Genomic DNA, 21,881 nt, shown 5'->3' with positions numbered 1-21,881 from the left:
GACCGCGTGAACCTCAAGACCGACACCCAGGCGCTCGCGCACCGCGCCAAAGATCGCCGCCAGGTTGTCCATGCTCGGATTGCCGTGGGACGAGAGCATGCGATGCAGACTCTTGCTGGGTTTGTCGGTCACTTCGGCGAGCTGCTCAAAACCGATACGATCCGGTTCGACAAGGACGTGCTGGAAGCCTTCAAGGCCGACGGCCCCGGCTGGCAATCGCGGATGAATGCCGCGCTGCGGGAATGGCTGGGGAAGCATCCACAGCGCTGACAGGGCGTCCGTGGGGCTGTAGCGCCGTACGTTGCACAGGCTAGACTTCGCTCCCATGGCCCACTACACCATCGCCCTCACCGGCGGCATCGCCTCGGGCAAGTCCGAGGTCGAGCGCCGTTTCCGCGCCCTGGGCGTATACGTGGCCGATGCCGACGTGGCAGCGCGCGAGGTGGTGGAGCCCGGAACGCCGGGACTCGCGGAGATCGTGGAGGCCTTCGGCCCCGACGTGCTGGGAGCCGACGGCGGGATGGACCGCCCGGCCATGCGCCGACGCGTCTTTGCCGACGGCACCGCCCGCCTTCGCCTCGAAGCGATCATCCATCCCCGGGTGCGCACCGCGCTGCGCACCGCCTGCGATGCCGCGCCCGGCCCTTACGCCATCGCCGCGATCCCGCTGTTCGCCGAAGCCGGCCGCGACGCCTACGCGGAGTGGATCGACCGCGTCCTGGTGGTGGACGTGCCGGTGGAGCTGCAGCTGGAACGCCTGCTGCGGCGCGACGGCATCGACGAAGCCCTGGCCTGGAACATGATCCGCGCCCAGGCCACCCGCGAGCAGCGGCTGGCGGTGGCGGACGACGTCATCGCCAACGACGGGCCGCTGGAGGCGCTGGATGGTGTGGTGACAGCGCTGCATGAGCGCTACCTCACCCTCGCCCAAAGCAAGCCCGCCTCCCGCATCCCGTAGGAGCCCCGGGTAACGCACCGAGAGACCCAGCCGCCGAGACCAGGGCCGAGTGCGGCCGCTATCGCCGGGCGCCACCCCACAGACTGCGGATGGCGGCGATGCCCTGGGCGCCGTGGCGGCGGGCGTCTTCGAGGTCGGTGGGGGCCAGGCCACCGAGGGCGTAGATCGGGAGGCTGACGTCCTCACGCAGGCAGGCGAAGGCATCCCAGCCAATGCCCGGCTCGCCGGGGTGCGTTGCGGTGGGCTTCACCGCCCCGACGACTGCGAAATCGCAGCCCAGGCGGGTGGCGTGGGAGAGTTCGGTGGCGTTGTGGCACGAGGCGGCCAGCAGGGCGCCGGCCGCAAGCGCGGGCCGCGCATCCAGGCCGGCAAGCTGGGCGGCGCGAAGGTGGAGGCCGATGCCGAGTTCGCGGGCGAGATTAGCGTCACCGTTGACCAGGATGTCGGCGCCGGCCGCGCGGCAGCGCACGGTGGCGGCGATGGTGAGTTCGCGGCACTGGGTGGAGTCGATGCCGGGAAGCCTGACCTGGATACGCCTGACGCCAGCCGCAAGGGCAAGGTCCAAACCAGCGAGCCACCCATCACCCCCAGTAGGAGCGGCTATAGCCGCGATCGAAGAAACCGGGGCCACCGGTTCGCGGCTGTAGCCGCTCCCACAGGGGGGCGGGGCCAGGGTGGGGCTGATGGCGTAGAGGGCGGGCTGCAGGAGGGCGGCGACGACCGGGATGTCGGCCGGCGGCATGGCGTAGCTGGCCAGCTTGTGCGGCGGGACCCAGGCCAGGGCCTGGCCTTCGCGGCCGCGGGGGATGCCGGTCCAGCGGGTCACGTGGCGCACGTCCAGGCGCAGGCGCTTGCCGGGGTAGGCCTGGGGCACGGTGATCAGGTGCGCGCCGATGCGGGCTTCGATGCCGAGCTCTTCGTGCAGCTCGCGCACCAGGGCGGCTTCGGGCGTCTCGCCCGGCTCGCGCTTGCCACCGGGGAATTCCCAGAGGCCGGCGAGGTCGCGCCCGGCGGTGCGGCGCGCCAGCAGGATGCGGCCGCTGGCATCGGTGATGACCGCGGCGAGGACTTCGACCGGGTTCACGCTGGACCTCCGCCGCCCTTGTGGAGGCTCGGATCCCCGCCCTTGTGGGAGCCTGGAGCCCTGCCCTTGTGGGAGCCGCTATAGCGGCGATTCGCGGCCGCGGCTGCGCCCGAAGGATCAATCGCGGCTGTAGCCGCTCCCACGGGGTGCGCGTCAGGTGATCTGCCCATGGCAGTGCTTGTACTTCTTGCCGCTGCCGCAGGGGCAGGGGTCGTTGCGGCCGACCTTGGGCATGCGGTCGGCGGGGTCGCCGTCCAGCTGGTAGTCGGGCTGGGCGGCTTCTTCGTCGGCGCTGTAGCCGCCGCTGTCGGCATGCTGGAACTGCAGCTGGCCGGCCTGGGCGGCGGCCTGGGCGCGCTCCTGGGCTTCCATCGCGGCAAGCTCTTCCTCGGTGCGCACGCGCACGCGGGCCAGCATCATCACCACTTCGCGCTTGACCTTCTCCAGCAGCTCGGAGAACAGCTCGTAGGCTTCCTTCTTGTACTCCTGCTTGGGCTGCTTCTGGGCATAGCCGCGCAAGTGGATGCCCTGGCGCAGGTAGTCCATGCGCGCGAGGTGCTGCTTCCAGTTGTCGTCGAGCACGCTGAGCATGATGTGCTTCTCGAGCATGCGCATGGTCTCGGGGCCGGTGCTGGCTTCCTTCTCGGCATAGCCCTGCTCCACCAGCTCCTGCACGTGGCGCAGGATGCCTTCGGCGTCCAGTTCCTGCTGTGCGGCGGCCCACTCCACCAGGCCGCTCTGCAGGCTGTAGTCCGCTTCAAGCGCGGCCTGCAGGCCCGGCAGGTCCCACTGGTCATCGACCGAATCCGGCGGCACGAAGCGATCCACCACATCGGCCACCACGTCGCCGCGGATGCCGGCGATGTTGTCGGAGATGTCCTCGGACTCCAGCAGCTCGTTGCGCTGGCCGTAGATCACCTTGCGCTGGTCGTTGTTGACGTCGTCGAAGTCGAGCAGGTTCTTGCGGATGTCGAAGTTGTGCGACTCGACCTTGCGCTGGGCGTTGGCGATCTGCTTGCTGACGAGAGGCGACTCGATGATGTCGTCTTCCTTCAGGCCCATGCGCGCCATCACCTTCTGCACCCAGTCGGCGGCGAAGATGCGCATCAGGTTGTCTTCAAGCGACAGATAGAAGCGGCTGGAACCCGGGTCGCCCTGGCGGCCGGAGCGGCCGCGGAGCTGGTTGTCGATGCGGCGCGATTCGTGGCGTTCGGTGCCGACGATGTGCAGGCCGCCGGCGGCCTTCACCGCGTCGTGGCGCTTCTGCCATTCGGCCTTGACGCGCTCGCGGGTGGCGTCGTCGACTTCGCCCGCGGCCTCGAGCTCGGCCATCTCGACCTCGAGAGAACCGCCGAGCACGATGTCGGTGCCGCGGCCGGCCATGTTGGTGGCGATGGTGACCGCGCCGGGCGTGCCGGCGTTGGCGACGATCTGCGCTTCGCGCTCGTGCTGCTTGGCGTTGAGCACTTCGTGGTGGATGCCGGCTTCGCGCAGCTGCTCGCTGAGCAACTCCGAGACTTCGATCGAAGTGGTGCCGACCAGCACCGGCTGGTTGCGGGCGTGCGCTTCCTTGAGCTCGTTGACCACGGCGCGGTACTTGCCGGCGCGGTTGAGGAAGACGGCGTCCGGATGATCCTTGCGCACCATCTCGCGGTTGGTGGGGATGACCACCACTTCCAGGCTGTAGATCGACTGGAACTCGAAGGCTTCGGTGTCCGCGGTGCCGGTCATGCCCGCGAGCTTGTTGTACATGCGGAACAGGTTCTGGAAGGTGATGCTGGCCAGCGTCTGGTTCTCGCGCTGCACCGGCACGCCTTCCTTGGCCTCGACCGCCTGGTGCAGGCCGTCGGACCAGCGGCGCCCGGTCAGGGTGCGGCCGGTGAACTCGTCGACGATGATCACCTCGCCGTCGCGGACGATGTAGTCGACGTCGCGCTGGTAGATCGCGTGCGCGCGCATGGCGGCGTTGAGGTGGTGCACGACGTGGATGTTCTGCGGGTCGTACAGGCCTGCGTCGTCGTCGAGGATGCCGGCGGCGCGCAGCAGGGTCTCGGCAAGTTCCTGGCCGGACTCGGACAGGTGCACCTGCTTGCCCTTCTCGTCCACCCAGTAGTCACCCTCGGCTTCTTCGGTGGCCTGGCGGGTGAACTCGGGGACGATGCGGTTGACCTTGATGTAGAGGTCGGGGGTTTCGTCGGCGGGGCCGGAGATGATCAGCGGCGTGCGCGCCTCGTCGATCAGGATCGAGTCGACCTCGTCGATGATCGCGAAGTTCAGGCCGCGCTGGTAGCGCTGCTCTTTCGACAGCGCCATGTTGTCGCGCAGGTAGTCGAAGCCGAACTCGTTGTTGGTGCCGTAGGTGATGTCGGCGTTGTAGGCGGCGTTCTTGTCGCCGTGCGGCATGCCCGGGTAGACCACGCCCACCGACAGGCCCAGCCAGTTGTAGAGCTTGCCCATCCACGCCGAGTCACGGCGGGCCAGGTAGTCGTTGACGGTGACCACGTGTACGCCCTTGCCGTCGAGCGCGTTGAGATAGGTGGGCAGCGTGCCGACCAGGGTCTTGCCCTCGCCGGTGCGCATCTCGGCGATCTTGCCGGTGTGCAGCACCATGCCGCCGACCAGCTGCACGTCGTAGTGGCGCATGCCGAGCACGCGCACCGAGGCTTCGCGACAGACGGCGAAGGCTTCGGGCAGGAGCTTGTCGAGCGATTCGCCGTTGGCGATGCGCTGCCGGAATTCGGGGGTCTTGGCCTGGAGTTCGGCGTCCGAGAGCGCCTGCATCTGCGGTTCGAACGCGTTGACCTTGGCGACGATCTTCGTGTACTGACCGACGATGCGTTCGTTGCGGCTGCCGAAGACGCTGGTGAGCAGGCGATTGAGCATTGGATGACCGGTTCGTGGAAGGGGGGCAAAAACGGGAAAAGGGCGCAAGGCGCCCTTTCCAGCTGGCTGCGACATTGTAGCGTGGGGTCCGGGACCCCGCCTATCAAGCGGTCAGGCCTTCTTCTTTTCGCCGAGGAACTTGCGCGGGTTGGTCACGCGGCCGTTCTCCCACACTTCGAAGTGCACGTGGGCGCCGGTGCTGCGGCCGGTGCTGCCGGCGCGGGCGATCTTCTGGCCCACGCGCACCAGGTCGCCGACCTGCACCACGTTGGCCGAGTTGTGGGCGTAGCGGGTGACGTAGCCGTTGCCGTGATCGATCTCGACCACCTTGCCGTAGCCGGAGCGCACGCCGGAGTAGCTCACCACGCCGTCGGCCACGGCCATCACCGTGTCGCCGGTGCGGGCATCGAAATCGATACCCTTGTGGTACGCGGAGCCGCCGCCGAAGGGGTCGGCGCGGCGGCCGAAGCCGGAGGTGATGTAGCTGGCGGCCACCGGCGAGCGCGAAGGAACCGAGTTGCGGTCGATCTCGCGGTTGAAGAGCAGCATTTCGAGCACCGAGAGCTGGTCGCCGGCGACGCCGAACTCGCCGTCGACGCCGGCGATGCCGTCGCGCAGCTCGCCGGCCGGCATGTCGCGGACCGGACCGTGGCCACCGACGCCCACCGGGCTGTTGAAGTCGAACTCGCCGTCGCCAAGCTGGGCGACGCGGGTCAGCCGGTCGCCGAGGGCGTTGAGGCGGTTGGCCTGGGCCTGCAGCTCGCCAAGGCGGGCGGCCAGTGCGTTGACCTCGCGCTGCGCGGCGCGGCGGGTGTCATCGAGCTGGGCGTCCTGGCTGGCGATCTCGACGCGCAGCGCGTTGACTTCGCCCGACTGCACGGCGGCGCCGATCGCGGCGCCCAGCACCAGGGCCGCGCCCAGCAGTGCCATCGGCTGCCGGCCTCCGGCCTGCGCCAGGCGGCGCCCACCGAGGCGGGCGTAATGCATGAGCCAATCGTGTGAGTGTTGAAGCGTACGGTGTAAAGTCATCTGGATGTCTGCTGGCAATGCCAATTCGGTCTCCCCAAAAGGTCCGCGCGCCGTCTTCGACGCGCTGGCGGCCGATGTCTCCGGCCGTTCCCCGATCCAGCGCGCCATGTGGCTCGACGCACTGGACCGCACCCTGCGTCCCCACCTCCCACCTTCACTGTCCGCGCACGCGCGGCTTGCAAATGTGGATGGCGCAAGGCTGGTGTACCTGGTGGATTCGCCGCTGTGGAACGCCAGCCTGAGGCTTGCCGCTCCAGCGCTCCTGGATGCCGCCCGTTCGCACGGGCTGAAGGTCCGGGAGCTCAGGGTCAAGACGACCACCCAACCGCTGTTCCCGCCTGCGCGGGTCGAAGCGGCTGTACGTCCGTTGTCGGCGTCCGCACCGGAAGGGCTGCGGGCCGCCTTGGCGTCCCTGCGCGAAGCCATCGGCAACGGCAAGAACGAGTCCTGAAATCAGACCGCGCTTTTGGCGCGGACGGGGCATCCTAACGGCCATTGGCACCCGAAACGTTAACCGGGCGGAACGTTTTTAGACCGATTTCGTTAATTTTTCGTAAAGATGTGACCTGGGCGGCAACAACCCGTGAAAGTCCTACAGGCCGCAGACAGGTCCGGAGTCCGCTTTGCAGGAGCCGCTCGCCCGTGCCTTTGTAGGAGCCGCTATAGCGGCGATCGCGGCCATGGCCGCTCCCACAAAAGCACGCGAGCCGCCCTACCCCTCAGGCGACTGGCTGCAGTTCGCCGTAGGCCACGGGTCCGACCTTGGCCTCGGGGAAGGTCACCTCTTCCCAGGCGTCCTGCTCCGCCAGCAGCGCGCGCACCAGCGTGTTGTTCAGCGCGTGCCCGGACTTGTAGCCCTCGAAGGCGCCGATGATCGGCCGGCCGGCAAGATACAGGTCGCCCACGGCATCAAGGATCTTGTGGCGCACGAATTCGTCGGCGTAGCGCAGGCCGTCGTCGTTGAGCACGCGGAAGTCGTCGAGCACGATCGCATTGTCCATCGAGCCGCCCAGGCCGAGGTTGCGGTCGCGCATGTATTCCAGGTCGCGCATGAAGCCGAAGGTGCGGGCGCGGCTGACTTCGCGGATGTAGTTCTCGGTGGTGAACTCCACCTCCGCGCGCGACCGGGCGGTCGGGATGGCGGGGTGGTTGAAGTCGATGGTGAAGCCCAGGCGGAAGCCGTCGAAGGGCTCGAAGCGGGCGATCTTGTCGCCATCGCGGACCTCGACGGTGCGCGTGATGCGGATGAAGCGCTTGGGCGCGGCCTGCTCGACGACGCCCGCGGACTGCAGCAGGAACACGAACGGGCCCGACGAGCCATCCATGATCGGCACTTCGGCGGCCGAGAGCTCGACCATGATGTTGTCGATGCCAAGGCCGGCCAGGGCCGACATCAGGTGTTCGACGGTCTGCACGTTGGCGCCATCCACCGACAGGCCGGTGCACAGCGTGGTCTCGGTGACCAGGGTGGCCCTGGCCGGGATCTCGACCGCGGGCTCGACGTCGACACGGCGGAACACGATGCCCGAGTCCGGCGGCGCCGGACGCAGGGTCATATAGACCTTCTCACCGCTGTGCAGCCCCACGCCGGTGGCGCGGGTGATGTTCTTGATGGTGCGCTGCTGGACCATTCACGGACTCTGGGGGAAGCGCCGGCGGCAGACAAGCAGCCGGCAAATGGAAGCGGTTCGCAATTTAGCACGCGTGCCGCTGAACCTGAACGGAGCGCAGGCGCCCTCATGCTGCAGGAGCGCAACCCCGACCCAACGCGGAACAACCACCTGCAGGAGCAGCTATAGCTGCTCCTGCAAGAGCGGATCGAGCGGTCCCGCCACTGCGGGGTCGCAGCCAGGGCTGCTCCTGCAGGGGCGGGGCGCGGGTTCTGCTCAGTCGGCCTGGCGGCGGAGGAAGGCGGGGATGTCGAGGTAGCCGCCGTCGCTGTTGCTGCCGAAATCGGCCACGGCCGGGGTGCTCGGGGCGGCGGGCTCGGCGGAGCCGCGGCGCAGGCCGAGGCCCATGCCCATGCCACCGCCGGCCGCCATCGGCTGCGCCACGTCGTCTTCCTCGACCAGCATGCCGGTGGTGCCGTCGCGACGGCCGCCGGTGTTGATCAGCTGCACGTGCGGGCGGCGCTGAGCCTCGTTGAAGCTTGCGTCACGGCCGTAGCCGCTGTCGCGGACCACGCCGCGCGCCTGGGCACGGTTGAGGCCGGTGGCAACCACGGTCACGCGCACGTCGTCCTGCATGTCGGGATCGAGCACGGTGCCGATGACGATGGTGGCGTCTTCGCTTGCGAAGTTCTCCACCGTACGACCGACCTCGTCGAACTCGGCCATGGTGAAGTCCGGGCCGGCGGTGATGTTGACCAGGATGCCGTTGGCGCCGGCCAGATTGACGTCGTCGAGCAGCGGGTTCTGGATCGCGGACTCGGCAGCGGCCTGGGCGCGGTCGTCGCCGCGGGCATGCCCGGTGCCCATCATCGCCAGGCCCATCTCGGACATGACGGTGCGGACGTCGGCGAAGTCGACGTTGATCAGGCCCGGGCGCACGATGAGATCGGCGATGCCCTGCACGGCGCCCAGCAGCACGTCGTTCGCCGCACGGAAGGCCTGCACCATGGTGGCGTTGCGGCCGAGCACGGTGATCAGCTTCTCGTTGGGGATGGTGATCAGCGAGTCGCAGTGCGCCGACAGCTCTTCGATGCCCTTCAGCGCCACCTGCATGCGGCGGCGGCCTTCGAACGGGAACGGCTTGGTGACCACGGCGACGGTCAGGATGCCCATCTCCTTGGCCAGCTGCGCGACCACGGGTGCCGCACCGGTGCCGGTGCCGCCGCCCATGCCGGCGGTGATGAACACCATGTCGGCGCCCTGCAGCGCTTCCATGATCTGGTCGCGGTCCTCAAGCGCGGCCTGGCGGCCGACCTCCGGGTTCGCGCCCGCGCCCAGGCCCTTGGTGACGCCGGTGCCGAGCTGCAGCTGCAGCTTGGAACCGCAGTTCTTGATTGCCTGCGAGTCGGTGTTGGCGGTGATGAACTCCACGCCGTCCACGCTGCTGCTGACCATGTGGTTGACCGCGTTGCCGCCGCCGCCACCCACGCCGATGACCTTGATGATGGCGTTGGGGGCCATCTTTTCAACCAGTTCGAAATGCGCCATGTCCGTAGTCCTTTTGATGTCGTTATGTGTTGCTGGTGTTTTCTAGTTGTTGTTTGTTGCTGTCGCGTGCCGCTTTCGTCGTCGCCTTGTCTTTCTTCGCGGCCATGGCCGCTCCCACAAAAGCCGGGTGTCGCGAGGTGGGTCGCGGGGTGGGTCGCAGCTATAGCTGCTCCTACACGGGTTTTGGTGGAATGCGGCCATCGGTCTAGAACTCCCCGTTGAACCAGGTCTTGAGCTTCTTCAGCAGGCTGCCGGCGCGCCCGGTGGGCAGCACCGGGCGGCGCGGGTTTTCAATCTGGCTGCCCATCAGCAGCAGGCCGACGCCGGTGGCATGCACCGGGTTGTTGACCACTTCGCCGAGGCCGGTGACGTGCTGGGGAATGCCCACGCGCACCGGCATCTGCAGCATTTCCTCGGCCAGTTCGACCACGCCTTCCATCTTCGCGGCGCCGCCGGTGAGCACCATGCCGGCGCGCACGTGCTGCTCAAAGCCCGAGCGGCGCAGTTCGGCCTGCACCATCTCGAAGATCTCCTCGTAGCGGGCCTGCACGGCCTGCGCCAGCGACTGCCGCGGCAGGCGACGCGGCGGGCGGTCGCCGACGCTCGGGACCTGGATCGATTCTTCGCTGGTCGCCAGCTGCGCCAGCGCACAGGCATAGCGGACCTTGATCTGCTCGGCCTCGGGCGTGGGCGTGCGCAGCATGTGCGCGATGTCCTCGGTGACCTTGTCGCCGGCGATCGGCAGGCTGGAGGTGTGGCAGATCGCGCCTTGCACGAACACCGCCAGATCGGTGGTGCCGGCGCCGATGTCGACCATCACCACGCCAAGCTCGCGCTCGTCGCTGGTCAGCACCGCGGTGCTTGACGCCAGCGACGACAGCACCAGGTCGTCGATCTGCAGGTCGCAGCGCTGCACGCACTTGGAGATGTTGGCCGCGGCCGACTGCGCGCAGACCACCAGGTGCGCATGCACCTCCAGGCGCACGCCGGTCATGCCGACGGGATTGCGGATGCCTTCCTGGGAATCGTCGAGCACGTATTCGCGCGGGATCGCGTGCAGGATCTTCTGGTCGGCCGGGATCGCGACCGCCTTGGCAGCGTCGAGCACGCGGTCGAGGTCCGACCAGGTCACTTCGCCGTCGCGGATCGGGACGATGCCCGGCGAGTTCTTGCACTGCACGTGGCTGCCCGAGATCGAAGCGTAGACCGAGCGGATGTCGCAGCCGGCCATCAGCTCGGCCTCCTCGATCGCGCGCTGGATCGACTGCACGGTCGATTCGATGTCCACCACCACGCCGCGCTTGAGCCCGCGCGATTCGTGACTGCCGATCCCGATCACCTCGATGGGGTTGCCCGGCGAGTACTCGCCGACCAGGGCCACCACCTTGGAGGTGCCGATATCGAGGCCTACGATCAGGGCCTTGTCGCCTTTGCGGTTCATGCGGTGTGTTCCTCGGCCCATGTCAGGGCGAATCCATTGGTGTAGCGGAGATCGGCGCGTGCCAGCGGCTGGTGCCGTTGGGTCAGGAGCTGCGGCAGCAGGCGGGCGAAGCGGGCCATGCGGGTGCGCACCTGGTGGCTGCCGATGAGTACCCGGGTGCCGTTGGACAGGACCATGGTCCAGCTGCCGCGGCTGTCGAGCAGCAGCGCGCGCACGCCGTAACCCGCCGGCGCGAACAGCTCGCGCGCGGCCTGGTAGAGCTCGACCACTTCTTCCGAGCGGGCGTCGGGGCCGTGCAGCAGCGGCAGGCCCTGCGGCACGTCGATGCCTTCGGCCGGGAACAGCTTGCCCTGCAGCGAAAGCAGGCGTTCATCGCCCCAGCGCGCGAACGGGCGGTGCTCCTGCACGCGCACTTCAAGCACGTCCGGCCAGCGCTTGCCGACGTCGGCCTGCTCCACCCAGGGCAGGCGGGCGACCGACTCGCGGGCCTCGTCCAGGCGCACGGCGAAGAAGCCCTGCTGCGCATAGGGCAGCACCACTTCGCGCACACGCGCGGGATCGACCTGCTGCAGGTTGTCGTTGATGCGCAGCGTGCGCAACGGCCAGCGCTCGGCGCCGATCCAGCCCTGGACCACGGCCACCACCGGCAGCGCGATCAGCGCCACCGCGAGCGTCCAGGCAAGGATGCGGGCGAGCGCGTTCACAGCGTCTGCTCCAGCACGCGCCAGCACAGGTCCGCGTAGTCGCAGCCCAGTTGGCCGGCGGCCTTGGGTACCAGCGAATGGCCGGTCATGCCCGGCGCGGTGTTCACTTCGATCAGCTGCAGGCCGCGCTCGCGGTCGCGCATGATGTCCACGCGACCCCAGCCGCTGCAGCCGGCGGCGCGGAAGGCGCGCAGCGCGAGGTCGCGGATCGCGGCCTCGTCATCGCCTTCAAGCCCGGGACACAGGTACTGCGTGTCTTCGGCGACGTACTTGGCGTGGTAGTCGTACCACTCGCCTGCGGGCACGATCCGGATCGACGGCAGCGCGACGTCGCCGAGGATGCCGACGGTGAGCTCGTCGCCGCGCACCATCTGCTCCATCAGCAGCTCGCCGTCGTAGTGGGCGGCGAATTCGATGGCGGGAGCGAGGTCGGCTTCGGCAAGCACGCGGAACACGCCGACGCTGGAGCCTTCGCTGGAAGGCTTCACGAACACCGGATAGCCGAGCCGCTGCGCGGCCGCGCGCAGGTCGGCACCCTTCGCCAGGCGCTCGTAGCGCGGCGTCGACAGGCCTTCGGACAGCCACACCTGCTTGGTGCGGATCTTGTCGAGGGTGAGCGCGCAGCCGAGCACATCGGAGCCGGTGAACGGCACATCGAGCGCCTGCAGCAGCCCCTGCAGCACGCCGTTCTCGCCGACGCCGCCGTGGAGGATGTTGAACACGCGGTCGAAGCGGCCGGCCAGGAGCGCGGCGAGCAGGGCGGGCACGCCGTCGACGGCTTCGGCATCGACGCCGCGCGAACGCAGCGCTTCGAGCACGCCGGCGCCGGAGTCGAGCGACACCTCGCGCTCACTGGTGTCACCACCCATGAGCACGGCGACGCGGCCGAAGTCGGCCGGGTCGGTCAGGCGCAGCGGCGGCAGCTGCTCGCTCATCCGCCCTCCCCCGCCGTCGGGAAGCCTTCGGCCACCAGGTTCTGCGCCACCTGGCCGATGTCGCCGGCACCCATCACCAGCAGCAGGTCACCGTCTTCGAGGATGTCGGGCAGCACGTCACGCAGGTCGCCGGGGCCGTTGACCACCACCGGGTCGATGCGGCCGCGGGCGCGGATTGCACGCGCCAGCGCACGCGCGTCGGCATTGGCCATCGGCTGTTCGCCGGCCGGATACACCTCGGTCAGCACCAGCGCGTCGACCTCGGACAGTACCCCGGCGAAGTCGTCGAGCAGGTCGCGGGTGCGGCTGTAGCGGTGCGGCTGGAATGCGACCACCAGACGATGGTCGGGCCAGCCGCCACGAGCGGCCTCGAACACCGCGGCAAGCTCGCGCGGATGGTGGCCGTAGTCGTCGACCAGCTGCACCCTGGCGCCGCGTGCGGTGGTCAGTTCGGCAAGGCGGTTGAAGCGGCGGCCGATGCCTTCGAACTTCGCCAGCGCGTCGCGGATGGCTTCGGGCTGCACGCCCAGCTGCCAGGCGACCGCGGCCGCGGCCAGCGCGTTCTGCACGTTGTGGCGGCCGGGCAGCGCAAGCTCCATGGACGTCGTGGACGCATCGGGCAGGACCAGGTCGAAATACATGGTCGGCCCTTCCTGGCGCACGTTCTCGGCGCGGACGTCGGCATCGGCATGGAAGCCGTAGGTCATGACGTGGCGCGAGACCGCGCCGGCCAGGGCCTCGACTTCGGGATCATCGATGCACAGCACGGCCAGGCCGTAGAACGGCAGCCGGTGCAGGAACTCGGAGAACGCCTGCTGCACGCGCGCGAAGTCGCCGCCGTAGTTCTCGAGGTGATCGACGTCGATGTTGGTGACGATTGCGACCAGCGGGTTCAGGCGCAGGAAGCTGCCGTCGCTCTCGTCGGCCTCGGCCACCAGCCAGTCACCACCGCCCAGGCGCGCATTGGCGTCGGCTGCCAGCAGCTTGCCGCCGATCACGAAGGTCGGGTCGAGCCCGCCTTCGGCGAGCACGCTGGCGAGCAGCGAGGTGGTGGTGGTCTTACCGTGGGTTCCGGCCACGGCCACGCCGCGGCGGAATCGCATCAGTTCGGCCAGCATCTCCGCGCGCGGCACCACCGGGATGCGTTGCGCGCGCGCTTCCACCAGCTCCGGGTTGTCCGGCTTGATGGCACTGGACACCACCACGCAGTCGCTGGCGATCACGTTGGCCGCGGCATGCCCGAGATGCACGGTTGCGCCCAGGCTCGCAAGACGCCGGGTGACCGCGCTGTCGGCGGTATCGGATCCCGACACCTGGTAGCCGAGCGTGCACAGCACCTCCGCGATCCCGCTCATGCCGGTGCCGCCGATGCCGATGAAATGCACGCGCGAATGCCGCCGCGCGAAGTCGGCCATGGCCACGCCGTGGGTGTCGTGGAGGCGGCGGGTCATGCGTTCACTCCGGGGGCAATCCTGGGTTCGATGCGCTGGCGCAGGCGGCTGGTGCCGCGCGCGGCCAGCGACGGCACCGGCTGTGCGGTGGGCGGCGGCGTGGCGGGCGCTGCAACGGCCTCGCCGCGCAGGCGCGCGACCTGGCGCTGGGTACGGTCGAGTTCATAGGACACGCGCAGCAGCAGGCCCACGGCGACGCAGGTCATCATCACGCTGGAGCCGCCCGACGACACCAGTGGCAGCGTCAGGCCCTTGGTCGGCAGCAGGCCGAGGTTGACGCCGATCGACACCAGCGCCTGCAGGCTCATCCACAGCGCGATGCCAAAGGCGACGTAGCCGGCGAAGTGGCGGCGCGTCTCCACGCAGCGCAGGCCGATCAGGAACGCGCGGCCGACCAGCAGCGCGTACAGGCCGATCACCAGGCACACGCCGACGAAGCCGAGCTCTTCCGCGATCACCGCGAGGATGAAGTCGGTATGCGCTTCGGGCAGGTAGTTGAGCTTCTGGATCGAAGCGCCCAGGCCCACGCCCCAGAACTCGCCACGGCCCACCGCCATCAGCGCGTTGGCCAGCTGGTAACCGCTGTTGAAGGGGTCGGCGAAGGGATCCATGAACGAGGTCAGGCGACGCATGCGGTAAGGCTCGGCGATCGCCACGATCGCCAGCACCGGCAGCAGCAGCAGCACCGGTGCCGCCATGCGCGGCAGGTGCACGCCGCCCAGGACCAGCATGCCGGCGGTGATCGCCAGCAGCAGCGCAAGCGAACCGAAGTCGGGCTGCAAGGCCAGCAGGACCATCAGCACGATGGCGACGCCGATGGGCTTGAGCATCGCGCCCCAGGTGGCGTTGACCTCGTCGCGGAAACGCACCAGGTAGCTGGCAAGCCAGACGATGTACATCACCTTGACCGCCTCGACCGCCTGGAACTTGGACACGCCGAGGTTGATCCAGCGCTGCGCGCCGTTGACGCTGCTGCCTATGCCGGGCACGAACACCAGCAGCAGCGCAAGGAAGCAAGCCACCAACAGCAGGCGGTCGAAGCGCTCGATGGTCTTGAGCTCGGTGCGCATCGCCCAGAACGCGAGCGCCGCGCCCAGGGCCATGAAGACCACGTGCCGGATCAGGAAGTAGTACGGACCGACGCCGAGCTCTTCGCCGACGGCGATGGAGCTTGAGCCCACCATCACGATGCCGAGTGCGCCCAGGCCGAACACGGCGCCGAGCATCCACGGGTCGAAACGGCCGCCGATCGATTCGAGGCGGACGGCCTGGCTGCCGCGGTCGTGGGTCCTGTCCATCAGCGCACCTTCAACGTGGCCAGGCCGACCAGGACCAGGATCACCGAGATGATCCAGAAGCGCACGATCACGCGTGGCTCCGGCCAGCCCTTGAGTTCGAAGTGGTGGTGGATCGGTGCCATCCGGAACACGCGCTTGCCGGTGAGCTTGAACGACGCGACCTGGATGATCACCGACAGCGTCTCGATCACGAAGATGCCGCCCATCACCACCAGCACCAGCTCCTGGCGCACGATCACCGCGATGCTGCCGAGCACGGCGCCGAGGGCAAGCGCGCCGATGTCGCCCATGAACACCATGGCCGGATAGGTGTTGAACCAGAGGAAGCCCAGCCCCGCCCCGGCAATCGCCGCACAGATGATGACGAGCTCGCCGGCGCCGGGCACGCGCGGGATCTGCAGGTATTCGGCGAACTGCGCATGTCCCGAGGCGTAGGCGAACACGCCCAGCGCGCAGGCCACCAGCACGGTCGGCATGATCGCGAGGCCGTCGAGGCCGTCGGTCAGGTTGACCGCGTTGGAAAAGCCGACGATCCAGAAGTAGGCGATGGTCACGAACGAGACGCCGGCAAGCGGCAGCGCCACCGCCTTGAAGAAGGGGATGTAGAAGGTGGTCGCGACCGGCGTGTCTGCGCTGAACCACAGGAACAGGCCCGCCGCCAGGCCGAAGATCGACTGCAGCAGGTACTTGGTGCGCGAGCGCATGCCGTTGGGATCGCGCTTCACGATCTTGATCCAGTCGTCCCACCAGCCGATGGCGCCGAACGCGACCATGATCAGCAGCACCAGCCACACGTATTTGTTGCGCAGATCGCCCCACAGCAGCACCGAAGCCAGCACGGTGAGCAGGATCAGCCCGCCGCCCATGGTGGGCGTGCCGGCCTTTGAGAAATGCGTCTTCGGGCCATCCTGGCGGATCGGCTGGCCGCCCTTGTACTGGGCGAGCTTGCGGATCACCGCCGGGCCCCACCACAGCGACAGGAAGAGCGCGGTCAGCGCGGCGAGGATGCCGCGGAAGGTCAGGTAGCCGAAGAGGCCGAACAGACCCTCGAGCTGCTCGAGCCAGCGGGTGATTTCAAGCAGCATCGGTATCGACTCCTTCCAGCAGCGCGCGGACCACGCGATCCATCGCGCTGCCGCGCGAGCCCTTGACGAGAATGGTGGGAGCGATCGCGGCTGTAGCCGCTCCCACGGGTGGCGCGGCCTTTGTGGGAGCGGCTATAGCCGCGAACAAGCCCGCGACCAATGCCTCGTGCGAAGCGAACACCTGGCCTCCCTCACCAAACGCCTCGGCCGCCTTCGCCGCCAGCTCCCCAAGCGCGAACACCCGCTCCACGCCGCCCTCGCGCGCGCGGCGCCCGGCGGCTTCGTGCAGCGCCACCGCGTCAGCGCCCAGTTCGCGCATGTCGCCCAGCACCAGCCAGCCGCCGCCACTGGCCGCGGCCAGGGTATCGATGGCGGCGGCAAGCGATCCGGGATTGGCGTTGTAACTGTCATCCACCAGCCACGCGCCGCCCGGCAACTGCCGGCGCACCTGGCGGCCAGCCACCGGCTGCGCGTGCGTCAGGCCTTCGGCAATCGCCGGCAGCGGCGCGCCGCAGGCCAGCGCCAGCGACGCCGCCGCCATTGCATTGGCAACGCTGTGCCGGCCGGGCAGCGACAGCGAAACGGCGGCCTCGCCTTCCGGCGTCACCAGCACGAAATCGCTGCCGCCTTCGTGCAGCACCACCTCACGCACATGCACGTCCGCGCGCGCGCCGAAGCCGAAGCGCAGCACGCGGCGGCCATGGGCACGCTCGGCGAAAAACGACTCGAACGCATCGTCGGCATTGATCACCGCGGTGCCATCGGTCGGCAGCGCGTCGTAGATCGCGGCCTTGGTATCGGCCACGCCCTGCAGGCTGCCCATGCGCTCGAGGTGCGCGGGTGCGATGTTGTTCACCAGCGCGACGCGCGGGCGCGCGATCGCCGCCAGGTAGGCGATGTCGCCAGGCTTGCCGGCGCCCATCTCGTACACGGCGAAGGCGGCGGCGTCGTCGGCATCGATGATCGCCAGCGGCAGGCCGATCTCGTTGTTGCGGTTGCCGGGACTGGCAGTGACGCTGCCGCAGCGGCCGAGGATCGACAGCAGCAGCTCCTTGACGCTGGTCTTGCCGTTGCTGCCGGTGATCGCGACCACGGCCTGCGCCGGACGCGTGGCCTGCAGCGCGGCCGCGAGCGAGCCCAGGGCCTCGACAGTGTCGCCTACCACGACCTGCGGCAGCGCCACGTCCAGTGGGCGTGACACCAGCGCGGCGGTCGCGCCGGCGGCGGCGATCGCGGCCACATGCTCATGGCCGTCGAAATTCTCGCCCGCGATGGCGACGAACAGCGTGCCCCCGGCGTGCGGGACAAAGGTACGGCTGTCGGTCGCGATCGCCTCGACCGGGACGTCTTCGCCCTGCAGGCGGCCGTTGCATGCCTGGGCGATGCGCGAGAGCGTGATCGGCTTCATGCCCGGGCCTCCAGCGCGCGGCGCGCGACGTCGCGATCGTCGAATGGATGGCGCACGCCGTCGATTTCCTGGTATGGCTCGTGGCCCTTGCCGGCGACCAGCACGATGTCGCCGGAATCGGCGATGCCGATCGCGCGGGTGATGGCGGCAGCGCGATCGCGCTCGACCACCACCACCGCGGTATCGGGGATGCCGGCCATGATGTCGACGACGATGGCGTTGCCGTCTTCGCCGCGCGGATTGTCGTCGGTGACCACCACGAAATCGGCGCCACCGAGCGCAGCCGCGCCCATCTCCGGGCGCTTGCCGCGGTCGCGTTCGCCACCGCAGCCGAAAACGCAGGTGATGCGGCCGGCAGCGTGCGCGCGCACCGCGGCCAGGGCCTGCTCAAGCGCGTCGGGCGTGTGCGCGTAGTCGACCACCACCAGCGGCAGGCCGTCATGGCCACCGAAGCGGTTCATGCGTCCGGCGATCGGCTCGAGTCGGCCAAGCACGCGCGCGATGTCCGCCGCGGCCACGCCCTGCGCGTGCAGCACGCCGGCCACCGCCAGCAGGTTTTCGACGTTGAAGCGACCGAGCAGCGGCGAGCGCACCGGCAGCCGTTCGCTGTCGATGCGCAGCTGGAAGGCGATGCCCGCGGCATCGAGCACGATATCCGTGGCGGCCACGAGCGCTTCGGCATCGCCGCGCGCGCTGGTACCGATCCGGCGCAGCGTCGACGGCAGCCGCGCGAACAGGCCGCGGCCGAAGCCGTCATCGATGTTCACCACTGCCGCCGACAGTCCGGCCACGCCGAACAGGCGCTCCTTGGCCGCGCCATAGGTGGCCATGTCACCGTGGTAATCGAGGTGGTCGCGGGTGAGGTTGGTGAACACGCCGACCTCGAAATGGACGGCATCCACGCGACCCTGGTCCAGCGCATGCGAACTGGTTTCCATCGCCACCGCCTGCGCGCCGGCGTCACGCAACCCGGCCAGCAGCTCGTGCACCTGCAATACCAGCGGCGTGGTGAAGCCGGTCGGGCGCACGTCGCCGTGCAGGCCCGCGCCCAGCGTGCCGATGGTGGCCGCGCGGCGGCCGAGCAGCTCCCAGGCCTGGGCCAGCAGCTGCACGGTCGAGGTCTTGCCGTTGGTGCCGGTGACGGCGACGGTCGACATCGCCGCCGACGGCCGGCCGTGGAATTCATCGGCCATCGCGCCCATGCGCGCGCGCAGGCCGGGCACCGCGATCGCATCCGCGGGCGGCGCAGGCACGTCGGCCGGCACGGGTGGTTCGTACATCACCACTGCAGCGCCATCGACAAGCGCCTGTCCGGCGAAGTGCAGGCCATGGGTGCCGAAGCCGCCGATGGCGACGAAGCCGTCGCCGGCGCGCACGGAGCGGCTGTCCAGCACCAGGCCGGACACCTCCAGCGCCGCCGGGACGTCGACGACGTCGGGCAGCAGTTCGCGCAGGGCCATGCGGCGGCTCACTGGCCACCTCCGGACGCGGGGGGCGCGGCGGCGGTGGCTGCACGCCCGGCCGCGACGCGCGGCGCATTGCGCGCGCGCTCCTTCGCCTGCTGCTTCGCCTGCTCGGCCAGCCAGGTCTCGATGTCGTCCGGCGGCACGTCCATCAGCCGCAGCGCGCCGTCCATGACGCTCTGGAACACCGGGGCCGAAACCTGGCCGCCGTAGATGCCCTTGGCCGGATCGGGATCGTCGATCACCACCACCATCGAAAAGCGCGGGTTCTCCACCGGCACCACGCCGGCGAAAAAGGACACGTAGCGGCGCGAATAGCCGCCACCGGATGCCTTGCGCGCGGTGCCGGTCTTGCCGGCGACGTGATAGCCGGGGATCGCCGCCTGGATGGCGGTGCCGCCGGGCTCGGTGACCGTCTGCATCATCGCCAGCACGGTGTCGGCGACCGCGGCATCCATCACCTGCTCGGACTCGCCGTGCTGGCCCTTGACCAGGGTCGGCCGCACCGCGCGCCCGTGGTTGGCGATGGTCGCGTAGGACCGCGCGATCTGCAGCGGCGTGGCCGACAGCCCGTAGCCGTAGCTCATGGTCTGCTTGCTGGTGCCGCTCCAGCTTGCCGCGGGCGGCAGCACGCCGGACGCTTCGCCCGGGAAGCCGCTGCCGGTGCTGTGGCCGAAGCCCAGGCGTGCGATGTAGTCGTGGTAGTAGTCGTCGTCCAGGCGCTGCACGATGCGCGCGACGCCGATGTTGGAGCTCTTGGTGATCACGCCCGTGGTATCGAGCACGCCCAGGTTGCGATGGTCGGTGGTGCGGTAGCGGCCGTTCGGGATCCAGCCCGGGTTGGTGTCGAAGATGGTCTCCGGCGTGATCACGCCGGCCGAAAGCCCTGCGGCCACGGTGATCGGCTTGATGGTGGAGCCGGGTTCGATCAGGTCGGTGACCGCACGGTTGCGGCGCGCATCGCGGTGCTCGCCGGTGACCGCGTTCGGGTTGTAGGTCGGCAGGTTGGCCATGGCGAGGATCTCGCCGGTGGCGACGTCGAGCACCACCGCCGAGCCCGCGACCGCACCGGTGCGCTCGAGTGTCGCGCGCAGTTCGCGGTGCACCAGGTACTGGATGCGGCGGTCGATGCTGAGGGTGAGGTCCTTGCCCGGCTGCGCGGCGCGCACCAGGTCGACGTTCTCGACGGTGCGGCCGCGGCGGTCGCGGATCACCTTCTGCGCGCCCGGCTCGCCGCTGAGCCATTCGTCGAACGCCAGCTCCACGCCTTCCTGCCCGGCGTCGTCGATATTGGTGAAGCCGAGCACGTGGGCCAGCGCCTCGCCCTGCGGGTAGAAGCGGCGGAACTCGCGCTGTGAGAACACGCCCGGCACCTTGTGCGCCAGGATCTGCTGCGCCTCGGCCGGGTTGATGCGGCGCTTGAGGTAAACGAACTCCTTGTCCGCGCGCTGCGCCACGCGGCGCTCGAGATGGTCGAGCGGCACGCCCAGGGCCTCGGCCAGCTCGGGCAGGCGCTCGGGATGCTTGAGCATCTCCTGCGGGTTGCCCCAGACGCTGTCGACCGGCGACGACACCGCCAGCGGCTCGCCGTTGCGGTCGGTGATCATGCCGCGCGAGGTCGGGATCGGGATCTCGCGCAGGAAGCGCGAGTCGGCCTTCTGCTGGTAGTAGGCGTTGTCGACCAGCTGCAGGTCGACCGCGCGCGCCACCAGCACCACGCCGCACAGGCCGAGCGCGCCCACCACAAGTTTCAGCCGCCCGCGCAGGTCGAACTGCGCGCGGCCGCGGGGGCGGACTGTGCCATTGCGATCGCGGCGGAACTTCATGGCCGCACCACCACGATGTCCCCGGCTTCCGGGAACTTCATGCCCAGCCGGGTGCGTGCCACATGGTCGATGCGGTTGGCTTCGGCCCAGGTGGCCTGCTCCAGCTGCAGGCGGCCGAAATCGATATTGAGTTCGTCGCGCTCGTCCACCAGCCGCGTCAGCTCGACGAAGAGCTGGCGGTGCGCGTGGCGCGCATGCACCACGCCGATGGCCGCGACCACGTTGGCCGCCAGCAGCACGAAGACCAGGAAGCGGGTCACGCCGCCACCTCCAGCTTTTCGGCCACGCGCAGCACGGCGCTGCGCGCGCGCGGGTTACCGGCGAGCTCGGCGCCGTCAGCCTTCTGCGCGCCACCGATCGCGCGCAGGGTGGGCACGAAATCCGTCGCCTCGGGCAGGCGGCGGTTACCCGGGGGCGCCTTCGACTGCGCGGCGATGAAGCGCTTGGCGATGCGGTCCTCGAGCGAATGGAAGCTGATCACCGCCAGCCGGCCGCCCGGCTTCAGCGCGGCCAGCGCCGCGTCGAGGCCGGCTTCGAGGTCGGCCAGCTCGCGGTTGACGTGGATGCGGATGGCCTGGAAGGAACGCGTGGCCGGGTGGATCTCGTGGCGGCCGGGCTTCGGCCGTGGCATCACCGAGGCGATCAGCTCCGCGAGCTGCGCGGTGCGGACCAGCGGCGCTTCGGCGCGGCGCTCGACGATGGTGCGCGCGATGCGGCGGCTCATGCGCTCCTCGCCATAGGTCCAGAGCACGTCGGCGATCTCGTCGGCGCCCGCATGCGCGAGCCACTGCGCCGCGCTCTCGCCGGCATCAGGGTCCATGCGCATGTCCAGCGGACCATCCTTGCCGAAGCTGAAGCCGCGCTCGGCGACGTCAAGCTGCGGCGAGGACACGCCGAGGTCGAACAGCACGCCGTCGAGGCCGCCGGCGGTCGCGTCCCAGCGGCCGAGGTCGGCGAAGCTGCCGCGGAAGATCGAGACGCGCGGATCCGCACCGAACTCGCGTTCGGCCACGGTGATCGCGTCGGGATCCTTGTCCATCAGCAGCAGCCGGCCTCCAGCCCCGAGCGCCTGCAGCACGCCACGGGCATGCCCGCCGCGGCCGAAGGTGCCATCCAGGTACGTTCCGTCCTCGCGCACGCGCAGCCCTTCCATGACCT

Annotated in this window: 18 protein-coding genes and 1 pseudogene; 3 read left to right on the top strand and 16 right to left on the bottom strand. The window is 69.4% G+C overall.

Features of this window, described 5'->3' with window-relative positions; translation table 11 throughout:
* The first annotated feature begins 6 nt into the window (after window positions 1–6).
* On the top strand, window positions 7–270 hold the full coding sequence (locus tag ACW7GZ_RS10425) for a BrnA antitoxin family protein (RefSeq protein ID WP_457005233.1): 264 nt from the start codon (window positions 7–9) through the stop codon (window positions 268–270).
* Window positions 271–325: 55 nt separating this feature from the next.
* A complete protein-coding gene (gene coaE, locus ACW7GZ_RS10420) occupies window positions 326–958 on the top strand; it encodes a dephospho-CoA kinase (RefSeq protein WP_457009066.1) in 633 nt (210 codons plus the stop codon).
* Between the two features lie 58 nt (window positions 959–1,016).
* On the opposite strand, the gene mutT is transcribed toward coaE, so the two are convergent.
* The 3 genes from mutT to ACW7GZ_RS10405 all read right to left on the bottom strand — a co-directional run bounded on the left by mutT (window position 1,017) and on the right by ACW7GZ_RS10405 (window position 5,912).
* The gene (mutT, locus tag ACW7GZ_RS10415; protein WP_457009064.1) at window positions 1,017–2,042 is read right to left on the bottom strand and encodes an 8-oxo-dGTP diphosphatase MutT; all 1,026 of its coding nucleotides are present in this window, start codon (window positions 2,040–2,042) and stop codon (window positions 1,017–1,019) included.
* A 153-nt stretch (window positions 2,043–2,195) separates the two neighbouring features.
* Window positions 2,196–4,925: a preprotein translocase subunit SecA gene (gene secA, locus ACW7GZ_RS10410; protein WP_457005239.1), complete on the bottom strand. Its 2,730-nt coding sequence runs from the start codon at window positions 4,923–4,925 to the stop codon at window positions 2,196–2,198.
* Between the two features lie 111 nt (window positions 4,926–5,036).
* The gene (locus ACW7GZ_RS10405; protein ID WP_457005241.1) at window positions 5,037–5,912 is read right to left on the bottom strand and encodes a M23 family metallopeptidase; all 876 of its coding nucleotides are present in this window, start codon (window positions 5,910–5,912) and stop codon (window positions 5,037–5,039) included.
* A 46-nt stretch (window positions 5,913–5,958) separates the two neighbouring features.
* On the opposite strand from ACW7GZ_RS10405, the gene ACW7GZ_RS10400 reads away from it, so the two are divergent.
* Entirely contained in the window at window positions 5,959–6,405 is a 447-nt protein-coding gene (locus tag ACW7GZ_RS10400; RefSeq protein WP_457005243.1) for a DciA family protein, read from the top strand.
* 268 nt (window positions 6,406–6,673) lie between these two features.
* On the opposite strand, the gene lpxC is transcribed toward ACW7GZ_RS10400, so the two are convergent.
* The 13 genes and pseudogenes from lpxC to rsmH form a co-directional block, all read right to left on the bottom strand.
* A complete protein-coding gene (gene lpxC, locus ACW7GZ_RS10395; protein ID WP_457009062.1) occupies window positions 6,674–7,585 on the bottom strand; it encodes a UDP-3-O-acyl-N-acetylglucosamine deacetylase in 912 nt (303 codons plus the stop codon).
* Window positions 7,586–8,133: 548 nt separating this feature from the next.
* A pseudogene (gene ftsZ / locus ACW7GZ_RS10390) lies at window positions 8,134–9,112 on the bottom strand (cell division protein FtsZ); the annotation flags it as partial.
* A gap of 205 nt (window positions 9,113–9,317) precedes the next feature.
* Window positions 9,318–10,553, bottom strand: a complete 1,236-nt coding sequence (ftsA, locus tag ACW7GZ_RS10385; RefSeq protein ID WP_343254280.1) for a cell division protein FtsA — start codon at window positions 10,551–10,553, stop codon at window positions 9,318–9,320.
* Window positions 10,550–11,257 (bottom strand): cell division protein FtsQ/DivIB, encoded by a 708-nt coding sequence (locus tag ACW7GZ_RS10380; RefSeq protein ID WP_457005246.1) that lies wholly within the window; start codon window positions 11,255–11,257, stop codon window positions 10,550–10,552. The genes ftsA and ACW7GZ_RS10380 overlap by 4 nt, the downstream gene beginning before the upstream one ends.
* Window positions 11,254–12,192, bottom strand: a complete 939-nt coding sequence (locus ACW7GZ_RS10375) for a D-alanine--D-alanine ligase (RefSeq protein WP_457009060.1) — start codon at window positions 12,190–12,192, stop codon at window positions 11,254–11,256. The genes ACW7GZ_RS10380 and ACW7GZ_RS10375 overlap by 4 nt, the downstream gene beginning before the upstream one ends.
* Complete coding sequence (gene murC, locus ACW7GZ_RS10370) at window positions 12,189–13,643, bottom strand: UDP-N-acetylmuramate--L-alanine ligase (protein ID WP_457009058.1); 1,455 nt, start codon at window positions 13,641–13,643, stop codon at window positions 12,189–12,191. Before murC ends, ACW7GZ_RS10375 begins: the two co-directional genes overlap by 4 nt.
* Window positions 13,640–14,941 carry a putative lipid II flippase FtsW gene (ftsW, locus tag ACW7GZ_RS10365; protein ID WP_457005252.1) on the bottom strand — a complete coding sequence of 434 codons (1,302 nt, stop codon included), beginning with the start codon at window positions 14,939–14,941 and terminating at the stop codon, window positions 13,640–13,642. Before ftsW ends, murC begins: the two co-directional genes overlap by 4 nt.
* Entirely contained in the window at window positions 14,941–16,026 is a 1,086-nt protein-coding gene (gene mraY / locus ACW7GZ_RS10360; RefSeq protein WP_457005254.1) for a phospho-N-acetylmuramoyl-pentapeptide-transferase, read from the bottom strand. The genes ftsW and mraY overlap by 1 nt, the downstream gene beginning before the upstream one ends.
* A complete protein-coding gene (locus tag ACW7GZ_RS10355) occupies window positions 16,016–17,434 on the bottom strand; it encodes a UDP-N-acetylmuramoyl-tripeptide--D-alanyl-D-alanine ligase (protein ID WP_457005255.1) in 1,419 nt (472 codons plus the stop codon). Before ACW7GZ_RS10355 ends, mraY begins: the two co-directional genes overlap by 11 nt.
* Window positions 17,431–18,906 carry a UDP-N-acetylmuramoyl-L-alanyl-D-glutamate--2,6-diaminopimelate ligase gene (locus ACW7GZ_RS10350; RefSeq protein WP_457009056.1) on the bottom strand — a complete coding sequence of 492 codons (1,476 nt, stop codon included), beginning with the start codon at window positions 18,904–18,906 and terminating at the stop codon, window positions 17,431–17,433. The genes ACW7GZ_RS10355 and ACW7GZ_RS10350 overlap by 4 nt, the downstream gene beginning before the upstream one ends.
* Window positions 18,903–20,723: a peptidoglycan D,D-transpeptidase FtsI family protein gene (locus tag ACW7GZ_RS10345; protein ID WP_457005258.1), complete on the bottom strand. Its 1,821-nt coding sequence runs from the start codon at window positions 20,721–20,723 to the stop codon at window positions 18,903–18,905. The genes ACW7GZ_RS10350 and ACW7GZ_RS10345 overlap by 4 nt, the downstream gene beginning before the upstream one ends.
* Complete coding sequence (gene ftsL / locus ACW7GZ_RS10340) at window positions 20,720–20,983, bottom strand: cell division protein FtsL (RefSeq protein WP_457005260.1); 264 nt, start codon at window positions 20,981–20,983, stop codon at window positions 20,720–20,722. The genes ACW7GZ_RS10345 and ftsL overlap by 4 nt, the downstream gene beginning before the upstream one ends.
* Window positions 20,980–21,876, bottom strand: coding sequence for a 16S rRNA (cytosine(1402)-N(4))-methyltransferase RsmH (rsmH, locus tag ACW7GZ_RS10335; RefSeq protein ID WP_457005435.1), 897 nt, complete (start codon window positions 21,874–21,876; stop codon window positions 20,980–20,982). Before rsmH ends, ftsL begins: the two co-directional genes overlap by 4 nt.
* Window positions 21,877–21,881 lie beyond the last annotated feature (5 nt).

Source organism: Luteimonas sp. A537, assembly GCF_054052065.1.
Note: the sequence above shows the minus strand (reverse complement) of the source record. Positions and strands in the feature narration are given on the sequence as shown.